Annotated in this window: 6 protein-coding genes; 5 read left to right on the plus strand and 1 reads right to left on the minus strand. The window is 41.1% G+C overall.

What is annotated here, in order from left to right; genetic code table 11:
* Positions 1–80 precede the first annotated feature (80 nt).
* From msrB to HMPREF2728_RS09885, 4 genes are all read left to right on the plus strand, one after another.
* Positions 81–1,019, plus strand: coding sequence for a peptide-methionine (R)-S-oxide reductase MsrB (msrB, locus tag HMPREF2728_RS09870; protein WP_075227823.1), 939 nt, complete (start codon positions 81–83; stop codon positions 1,017–1,019).
* Positions 1,020–1,068: 49 nt separating this feature from the next.
* Positions 1,069–2,793: an ABC transporter ATP-binding protein gene (locus HMPREF2728_RS09875; RefSeq protein ID WP_075227824.1), complete on the plus strand. Its 1,725-nt coding sequence runs from the start codon at positions 1,069–1,071 to the stop codon at positions 2,791–2,793.
* 1 nt (position 2,794) lies between these two features.
* Entirely contained in the window at positions 2,795–4,543 is a 1,749-nt protein-coding gene (locus HMPREF2728_RS09880) for an ABC transporter ATP-binding protein (RefSeq protein WP_075227825.1), read from the plus strand.
* A gap of 274 nt (positions 4,544–4,817) precedes the next feature.
* Positions 4,818–6,077, plus strand: a complete 1,260-nt coding sequence (locus tag HMPREF2728_RS09885; RefSeq protein ID WP_075227826.1) for a TRZ/ATZ family protein — start codon at positions 4,818–4,820, stop codon at positions 6,075–6,077.
* Positions 6,078–6,256: 179 nt separating this feature from the next.
* Here HMPREF2728_RS09885 and HMPREF2728_RS09890 read toward each other — a convergent pair whose 3' ends face one another.
* Entirely contained in the window at positions 6,257–7,735 is a 1,479-nt protein-coding gene (locus tag HMPREF2728_RS09890) for an oligosaccharide flippase family protein (protein WP_075227827.1), read from the minus strand.
* A 124-nt stretch (positions 7,736–7,859) separates the two neighbouring features.
* Between HMPREF2728_RS09890 and mecA the strand changes: the two genes are divergently transcribed.
* The gene (gene mecA / locus HMPREF2728_RS09895; protein WP_075227828.1) at positions 7,860–8,597 is read left to right on the plus strand and encodes an adaptor protein MecA; all 738 of its coding nucleotides are present in this window, start codon (positions 7,860–7,862) and stop codon (positions 8,595–8,597) included.
* Positions 8,598–8,646 lie beyond the last annotated feature (49 nt).

Below are 8,646 nucleotides of genomic sequence, written 5' to 3' on the forward strand. Positions count from 1 at the left end.
ACGTGGTTTGAAGAGATTTTCGAAGAGTATGAAATGTTTCCCGTGTTTATCGACCGATAGACGGTCAAGGAGGATTTGAAATGGCAGAAATATATCTAGCAGGTGGTTGTTTTTGGGGCTTAGAGGAATTCTTTTCCCGTATTTCTGGAGTGTTGCAAACAAGTGTTGGTTATGCCAATGGTCAGGTAGAAACCACCAATTATCAACTGATCAAAGAAACAGATCACGCAGAGACTGTTCAAGTTATTTATGATGAAAAGGCAGTCTCGCTTCGTGAGATTTTACTCTATTATTTCCGAGTTATCGATCCACTATCTGTCAACCAACAAGGAAATGACCGTGGTCGTCAATACCGCACAGGGATTTATTATCAAGATGAAGAGGATTTACCGACTATCAATACAGTAGTTCGTGAACAAGAACTACTCATCGGTCGTAAAATTGCAGTGGAAGTGGAGGAGCTTCGCCACTATATCTTAGCTGAAGACTATCACCAAGACTACCTCAAGAAAAATCCTGGTGGCTATTGCCATATCGATGTGAGAGATGCAGAGAAACCACTGATAGACGCTGCTAACTATGAAAAGCCTAGTCAGGCAATTTTACGAGAAAGTTTGTCAGAAGAGTCCTACCGAGTTACGCAAGAAGCTGCGACGGAAGCTCCTTTTAGCAATGCTTATGACCAAACTTTTGAGGAAGGAATTTATGTCGATATCACGACTGGTGAGCCCCTCTTCTTTGCCAAGGATAAGTTTGCCTCAGGCTGTGGTTGGCCAAGCTTTAGCCGTCCTATTTCCAAGGAACTCATTCATTACTACCAGGACTTGAGTCATGGTATGGAGCGTATCGAAGTTCGTTCACGTTCAGGAAATGCTCACTTGGGACATGTCTTTACAGACGGACCTCAGGAACTAGGTGGTCTCCGTTACTGTATCAATTCTGCATCCTTACGATTTATCGCTAAGGATGAAATGGAGGAAGCCGGCTACGGCTACCTGCTTCCATATTTGAATAAGTAAAAAGATGGTGGTTTTTCCACCTTCTTCATTTTGAAAATAGAAGGGACACATGAAACAATTACTTTCTTACTTAAAACCCTACCTCAAGGAGTCATTTCTAGCGCCCTTGTTTAAGCTGCTAGAAGCCATTTTTGAACTCTTGGTTCCCATGGTGATAGCTGGGATTGTCGACCAATCTCTCCCCAAAAAAGATCAGGGTCACCTCTGGATGCAAATGGGTTTCCTCTTTGTTTTTGCGGTTATCGGCGTTTTGGTTGCCTTAGTTGCTCAGTTTTACTCAGCCAAGGCAGCAGTAGGATTTGCCAAGGAGTTGACCAATGACCTCTATCGTCATATTCTTTCCTTGCCCAAGGATAGTAGAGACCGTTTAACGACCTCGAGTTTGGTGACGCGTTTGACTTCAGATACCTATCAGATTCAGACAGGGATCAATCAATTTTTACGCCTATTTTTAAGGGCTCCTATTATTGTTTTTGGTGCCATTTTTATGGCTTATCGTCTCTCGCCTGAATTGACCTTCTGGTTTCTGGTCATGGTTGCCATTTTGACCCTTGTCATTGTTGTTCTGTCACGTTTGGTCAATCCTCTTTACAGTAGCTTGAGAAAGAAAACAGACCAGCTGGTTCAGGAAACACGCCAACAGATACAAGGGATGCGTGTGATTCGTGCCTTTGGCCAAGAAAAACGAGAAATCGAGAAATTCCAAGTACTTAATCAAGTTTATACAGCTATCCAAATGAAAACAGGACACTGGTCCAGTCTCTTGACCCCCTTGACCTATTTGATCGTCAATGGAACTTTGCTGGTGATTATCTGGAATGGTTATATTTCTATCCAGGGAGGCTGGCTCAGTCAGGGTGCCTTGATTGCCTTAATCAACTATCTCCTGCAAATCTTGGTAGAGTTGATAAAACTAGCCATGCTCATTAATTCACTCAACCAGTCTTATATATCAGCTAAGCGTATTGAGGAAGTCTTCGCTGAAAAACTTGAAGATATTCATTCTGAGATTCAAGCAGGAAAAGTGCCTGGGCGTCAAGTATTACAAGTCAGTCACTTGAGCTTTACCTACCCAGACGCAGCTCAACCATCCTTGCGAAATCTTTCTTTTGATATGGAACGGGGGGAGATTCTTGGGATAATAGGTGGGACTGGTTCTGGTAAGTCGACCTTGGTACAGGTCCTACTTGGTCTTTATCCGGCAGATAAGGGAAGTATTTCCCTTTATCGAGATGGACGTGGCCCTCGTAATATTTCTGAATGGCGTTCTTGGATGGCCTATGTTCCTCAAAAAGTTGAACTCTTTAAGGGAAGCATTCGTTCTAACTTGACTTTGGGTATGGAAGAAACAGTATCTGACCAAGAACTCTGGCAGGCTTTAGAAATTGCCCAGGCCAAGGATTTTGTCAGTGACAAGGAAGGTCAGCTGGACGCAGAGGTTCAAGCAGGTGGTCGTAATTTTTCAGGTGGGCAAAAGCAACGTTTATCGATTGCCCGGGCAGTCTTGCGTCGAGCACCATTCCTCATCTTGGATGATGCGACCTCGGCTCTTGATACCATTACTGAGTCCAATCTTCTGAAGGCTGTTCAAGATAACCTACCTGACACTAGCTTGATTTTGATTTCCCAACGAACTTCTACTTTGAAGATTGCAGATCAGATTCTTCTTTTGGAAAGAGGAGAACAATTAGCACTTGGAAATCATGAGGAATTGATGGAGACTAGCCAAGTCTATCGTGAAATCAATGCGTCTCAACATGGAAAGGAGGAATAGAATGAAAGGCAAACATGCAAGTCAAACCCTTAAACGATTAGCAAAAGATTTAGCTGGCCATCCCGTCCTTCTTTTCCTGGCTTTCTTGGGTACCATTGCTCAGGTAGCCCTATCAATCTATCTACCAATCTTGATTGGACAGGTGATTGACCAAGTTCTAGTCGATGGTTCATCTCAGCTATTTTGGCAGATTTTTCTCCAGATGATTATAGTGGTCATCGGAAATACACTGGTACAATGGGCCAATCCTCTCCTCTATAATCGGCTGATTTTCTCCTATACCAGAGATTTGCGCGAAAAAATCATTGAAAAGCTCCATCGTCTTCCGATTGCCCTAGTAGATAGACAGGGGAGTGGAGAGATGGTTAGCCGTGTAACGACAGATATCGAGCAGTTGGCAGCGGGACTGAACATGATTTTCAACCAATTTTTCATCGGAGTTTTGATGATTTTGGTCTGCATCCTTGCTATGCTCCAAATCCATCTATTGATGACTCTTTTGGTTCTGCTCTTAACACCTCTATCTATGATCATTTCACGCTTTATCGCTAAGAAATCCTACCATCTCTTTCAAAAGCAGACAGAGACTAGGGGGATTCAGACTCAGTTGATAGAAGAATCGCTCACCCAACAGAACATTATCCAGTCCTTCAATGCTCAGGAAGAATTTATCGAGAGACTTCATGAGGTAAATGATACTTATGCAGAATATTCTCAGTCGGCTATCTTTTATTCATCGACAGTCAATCCTTCTACCCGTTTTGTCAATGCCCTCATTTATGCTCTACTTGCTGGTGTTGGAGCCTTGCGCATCATGGCGGGTTCTACTTTGACGGTTGGTCGATTGGTAACCTTTTTAAACTATGTGCAGCAGTACACCAAGCCTTTTAATGATATCTCATCAGTCTTAGCAGAGTTGCAAAGCGCCTTAGCTTGTGCAGAACGTGTTTATGCTGTTCTAAAAAGTCCAGAGGTTACAGAAACTGGTCTTAAAGAATTGAACAGCGACGAAGTCAAGGGAACTATTTCCTTTAAACATGTTTCTTTTGGTTACAATCCTGAAAAAATCTTGATTAAGGATCTGTCTATTGATATCCCAGCGGGTAGTAAGGTTGCTATCGTTGGACCAACGGGTGCTGGGAAGTCTACCCTTATCAATCTCCTCATGCGTTTTTACCCGATTAACTCAGGAGATATTTTGCTAGATGGTCGCTCCATTTATGACTATACCCGAGCTTCTCTTCGACAGCAGTTTGGGATGGTGCTCCAAGAAACTTGGCTCAAGCAGGGAACCATTCATGACAATATTGCCTTTGGATATCCTGAAGCAAGTCGAGAGCAGGTTATTGCAGCAGCTAAGGCAGCCAACGCAGATTTCTTTATCCAACAGTTGCCCAAGGGCTACGATACTAAGCTTGAAAATGCAGGTGAATCCTTGTCTGTCGGTCAGGCTCAACTCTTAACCATTGCCCGTGTCTTTCTAGCCATTCCTAAGATTCTTATCTTAGATGAAGCAACTTCATCCATCGATACTCGGACCGAGGTATTGGTTCAGGATGCCTTTGCCAAACTCATGAAGGGACGAACAAGCTTTATCATTGCTCACCGTTTGTCGACCATTCAGGATGCTGATTTGATTCTGGTCTTGGTTGATGGAGATATTGTCGAACATGGTAGCCATCAGGAACTCATGGCGAGAAAAGGTAAATACCATCAAATGCAAAAAGCAGCAGCTTTTAGTCCAGAATAGACTTTTAATCGTTTATAAAGCAAATAAGCAAATACAGAATAAAAGTTGCCTTCGGGTGACTTTTTTGTTACAATAGCTAGAAAAATTATCTAGTATGAAAGCTAATACTCAATGAAAATCAAAGAGCAAACTAGGAAAAGCCGCAGGCTGCTCAAAACACTGTTTTGAGGTTGTGGATAAAACTGACGAAGTCAGTAACATATATACGGCAAGGCGACGTTGACGCGGTTTGAAGAGATTTTCGAAGAGTATAATTTAGAAAAGGAGCCTATTGATGAAAGTCTTTCAGCATGTAAATATCGTGACTTGTGACCAAGATTTTCATGTCTACCTGGATGGTATCTTAGCTCTTGAAAATTCTCAAATCGTCTATGTCGGTCAGGAAAATCAAGAAATTCTCAAGCAAGCAGATCAAATCATAGACTATCAGGGTGCTTGGATTATGCCTGGTTTGGTTAACTGCCATACCCACTCTGCCATGACAGGCTTGAGGGGGATTCGTGATGATAGCAATCTCCACGAATGGCTAGAAGACTATATCTGGCCAGCAGAAGCAGAATTTACACCAGAGATGACTACAAAAGCCGTCAAAGAGGCGCTAACAGAGATGCTCCAGTCAGGAACGACAACTTTCGATGATATGTACAATCCGAATGGAGTAGAGATAGAGAAGATTTATGAAGCAGTCAAGGCATCCAAGATGCGTTGCTATTTTTCTCCAACTCTCTTTTCTTCAGACATGGAGACCACAGATGAGACTATAGCAAAAACTCGTGCTGTCATCGGGACAATCAAAGGCTATCAGGATCCCAATTTCAAGGTTATGGTGGCTCCTCATTCGCCCTACAGTTGTAGTCGAGAATTGTTAGAGGCTAGTTTGAACCTAGCAAAAGAAGAAGATATTCCACTTCATATTCATGTGGCAGAAACAAAAGAAGAGTCAGGGATTATCCTGAAACGTTATGGCAAACGTCCAATAGCCTTTCTAGATGAACTTGGCTATTTAGATCATCAGGCTGTATTTGCCCACGGTGTGGAGTTAAATGAAGCAGAAATTACCCGCTTGGCAGATTCGCAAGTCGCTATCGCCCACAATCCTATCAGCAATCTCAAACTAGCTTCGGGAATTGCATCAATCATTCAATTACAAAAAGCAGGTGTTCCAGTTGGTATCGCGACGGACTCAGTTGCTTCTAACAATAATCTCGATATGTTTGAGGAAGGACGCACGGCGGCCCTTTTACAGAAAATGAAGAGCGGTGATGCCAGTCAATTTCCTATTGAAACTGCTCTCAAGGCACTGACGATTGAAGGAGCTAAGGTACTAGGAATGGAAGATGAGATTGGTAGCCTAGAAGTCGGCAAGCAAGCAGATTTTCTCGTTATCCAACCGCAAGGAAAAATCCATCTCCAACCTCAAGAAAACATGCTGTCTCACCTAGTATATGCTGTCAAATCCAGTGATGTTGATGACGTCTACATTGCAGGTGAGCAAGTCGTGAGAGCTGGGAAGGTACTAACAGTAGATTTGTAAGTGATACTCTTTCTAAATTTTTTAAAGCTAGGTCGGTGTTGTCTTGACTTCGTATGCTCTAACAAGTTTATTGAGTGAGTATTTATTGTGTGGACCGTATAGAAAAAAGAAGACTCTGTAAGGTCTTCTTTTTGTTGCATAATATTTAATCTGAACACTTTTGAGAGGGATACAGACCTTTATCCTCTTTTAATCCTTGCACGAACTAGGTCAAGTGCATAATGAAGTGTTTTATCTTTGATAATAAAGAGTGTGATAGCGTAATAGATGCCGCAAGCAACAATTGTGCATAGAACCATGCTAATCATCTTCATCGTAACTTCATAGCTATAAACTTGGAAGAGGATTTTAAAAACATAATAAATTGGGATGAAACCGAGTGACACGATTGTGTAGCGAGCCAAGGTTGTAAAAATCTCTCTCAAATCCAATAGTTTATGCTTCTGAATAAAGCGAATTTCTAGCAGAACTACAATTGATTCAGCTATAATGGTTGTCCCAATGTAGTATGCTGGAGTATAGATATTGTTAAAAAGGAGTAGAGAGTTTAGAATGACATTGACACCGCCACCGATAAAGTAGAAGGCGGTCAAACGATTTTCATGGTCATTAATAAAGATAATCTGTTTTCCAAGGATTAATTCGATAGCCCAGATAATGGTACGAAAGGCAAAGACACTCGTTACGATTCCTGCTTCTAGATACTTCTCAGAAGAGTAGATAACTGTAGCATAGGTTCCTAAAACCATAATACCAATACTGGTAGGGACCATGAGGAAGTAAAACAGTGATGCACCCTGATTGACCAAATTTTTATAAGAAGTAAAATCTTTTTTTCCTAGATAATAACCAAGTCGTGGGATACTGACGTTGATAGCGCCACTAAGAACACTAGCAATCAGCATAACGATACTGGAGGCGATGGTGTAGTAAGAGATGAAATTCTCATCAGGTCCTTTAGTGATGAACATACGATCCAGCAAGGTATAGAGCATATTAGCATTTGCCAGAAGGAGCATGGTTAAGAGTGGTTTAGATGACTTGAGAAGTTCGATGAACTCAATCTTAACAAAGGAGACCTCTCGTTTAATCCAGAGGAAGCTGAGTAGATAGTTGATGATAGTTGTCGCACTCATGATGCAAGCATAAGGAACGATGTCATCAGGTGTCTTGACGAAGGCAAAGATAGCCACCAACATTCCAATCCGAATAATCAGTGTTTTATAAAGGATAAAGGAATAATTCTCGTAGGCTTCATTCATCCACTCGATATTCAGAAATTGGAAGAGAGCTTGGATGCCAAGGATGTAGTAAAGGATTTTTAGATTGACAATACTGGTATCAAAGTGAATAAAGAGGAAATAGATAGCTGTTGTCAGAATTGAAGTAATCAGGGAAATATAGAATAACTTAGAAAAGACATAATTGATCTTATTCTTATCATCCTTAACCTTACTGATAGCTCGAATCCCATAATTGTAAATCCCAAAGGCAGCAAGTGGAATGACAAAGCTTGCCCAGGTGTTGGCAGTGTTGAAGTAACCGTAATTGGATTTACTAAGAATCCGTGTTAGATAGGGATTAGTAATCAAAGGAAAAACGATATTTAAGATATTGACCAGCAAGCTAGCCAAAGCATTTACTTTAATATTTTTCATGAAATTTTCTTTCTTATATTCTAAAATAGATACTAGTATTATATCACATTCCAACGCCATTCTTTTGATAAAATCTGTGAAATCTTGTATAATAGATAGAACTGAAAGTATGAGGTTACGAACTATGAAAATGAAACAAATCAGTGATACGACATTAAAGATCACCATGTCTTTAGAGGATTTGATGGATCGAGGGATGGAAATCGCAGACTTTCTCGTTCCACAAGAGAAAACAGAAGAATTTTTCTATGCAATCTTGGATGAGCTAGAGATGCCAGATAGCTTCTTGGATACAGGTATGCTCAGCTTCCGAGTAACACCTAAGCCAGACAAGGTTGATGTTTTTGTGACAAAATCTAAGATCGACCAGAATTTAGATTTTGACGATTTGGCAGATCTTCCTGATATGGATGAGTTGGCTAAAATGTCTCCAGATGAGTTTTTAAAAACCTTGGAGAAAACCATGGCAGAAAAAACTAAAGATGATATTGAAGCTATCCAATCTTTAGAGCAGGTTGAGAAAGAGGAAGAAGCAGCGCTTAATGAAGCTCTCGAAGTAGAAGAAGGAAAAAGAGAACCGTATATCTACTACATCTTACGTTTTGACGATTTATCTAGTTTGGTTTCTTTTGCCAAAACGATTGACTACCAAACGGAAACTTCAGAACTCTACAAGATGAATGATCAGTACTTTCTGACAGTCTTAGTTGATGTAGAAGATCAACCTAGCCTTTATCCAGCTTGGTTGTTGGCACGTATGCGTGAATTTGCGGATGATAGTGATATCAGTCGTTCTGTCCTCCAAGAATATGGGCAACTACTCATCAATCATGATGCTGTCCAAGGACTCCAAAAAGTTTAATCTAGAAAAAGAGGTCGGGACAAAATGTACTGACCCCAAAAAGTTAGAC

This window comes from Streptococcus sp. HMSC061D10 (assembly GCF_001808865.1).
Lineage (GTDB): Bacteria > Bacillota > Bacilli > Lactobacillales > Streptococcaceae > Streptococcus.

Coding starts and splice junctions, on each gene's coding strand:
- HMPREF2728_RS09875 (WP_075227824.1), top strand. CDS start 1,069: ATGAAACAATTACTTTCTTACTTAAAACCCTACCTCAAGGAGTCATTT.
- mecA (WP_075227828.1), top strand. CDS start 7,860: ATGAAAATGAAACAAATCAGTGATACGACATTAAAGATCACCATGTCT.
- HMPREF2728_RS09885 (WP_075227826.1), top strand. CDS start 4,818: ATGAAAGTCTTTCAGCATGTAAATATCGTGACTTGTGACCAAGATTTT.
- HMPREF2728_RS09890 (WP_075227827.1), bottom strand. CDS start 7,735: ATGAAAAATATTAAAGTAAATGCTTTGGCTAGCTTGCTGGTCAATATC.
- HMPREF2728_RS09880 (WP_075227825.1), top strand. CDS start 2,795: ATGAAAGGCAAACATGCAAGTCAAACCCTTAAACGATTAGCAAAAGAT.
- msrB (WP_075227823.1), top strand. CDS start 81: ATGGCAGAAATATATCTAGCAGGTGGTTGTTTTTGGGGCTTAGAGGAA.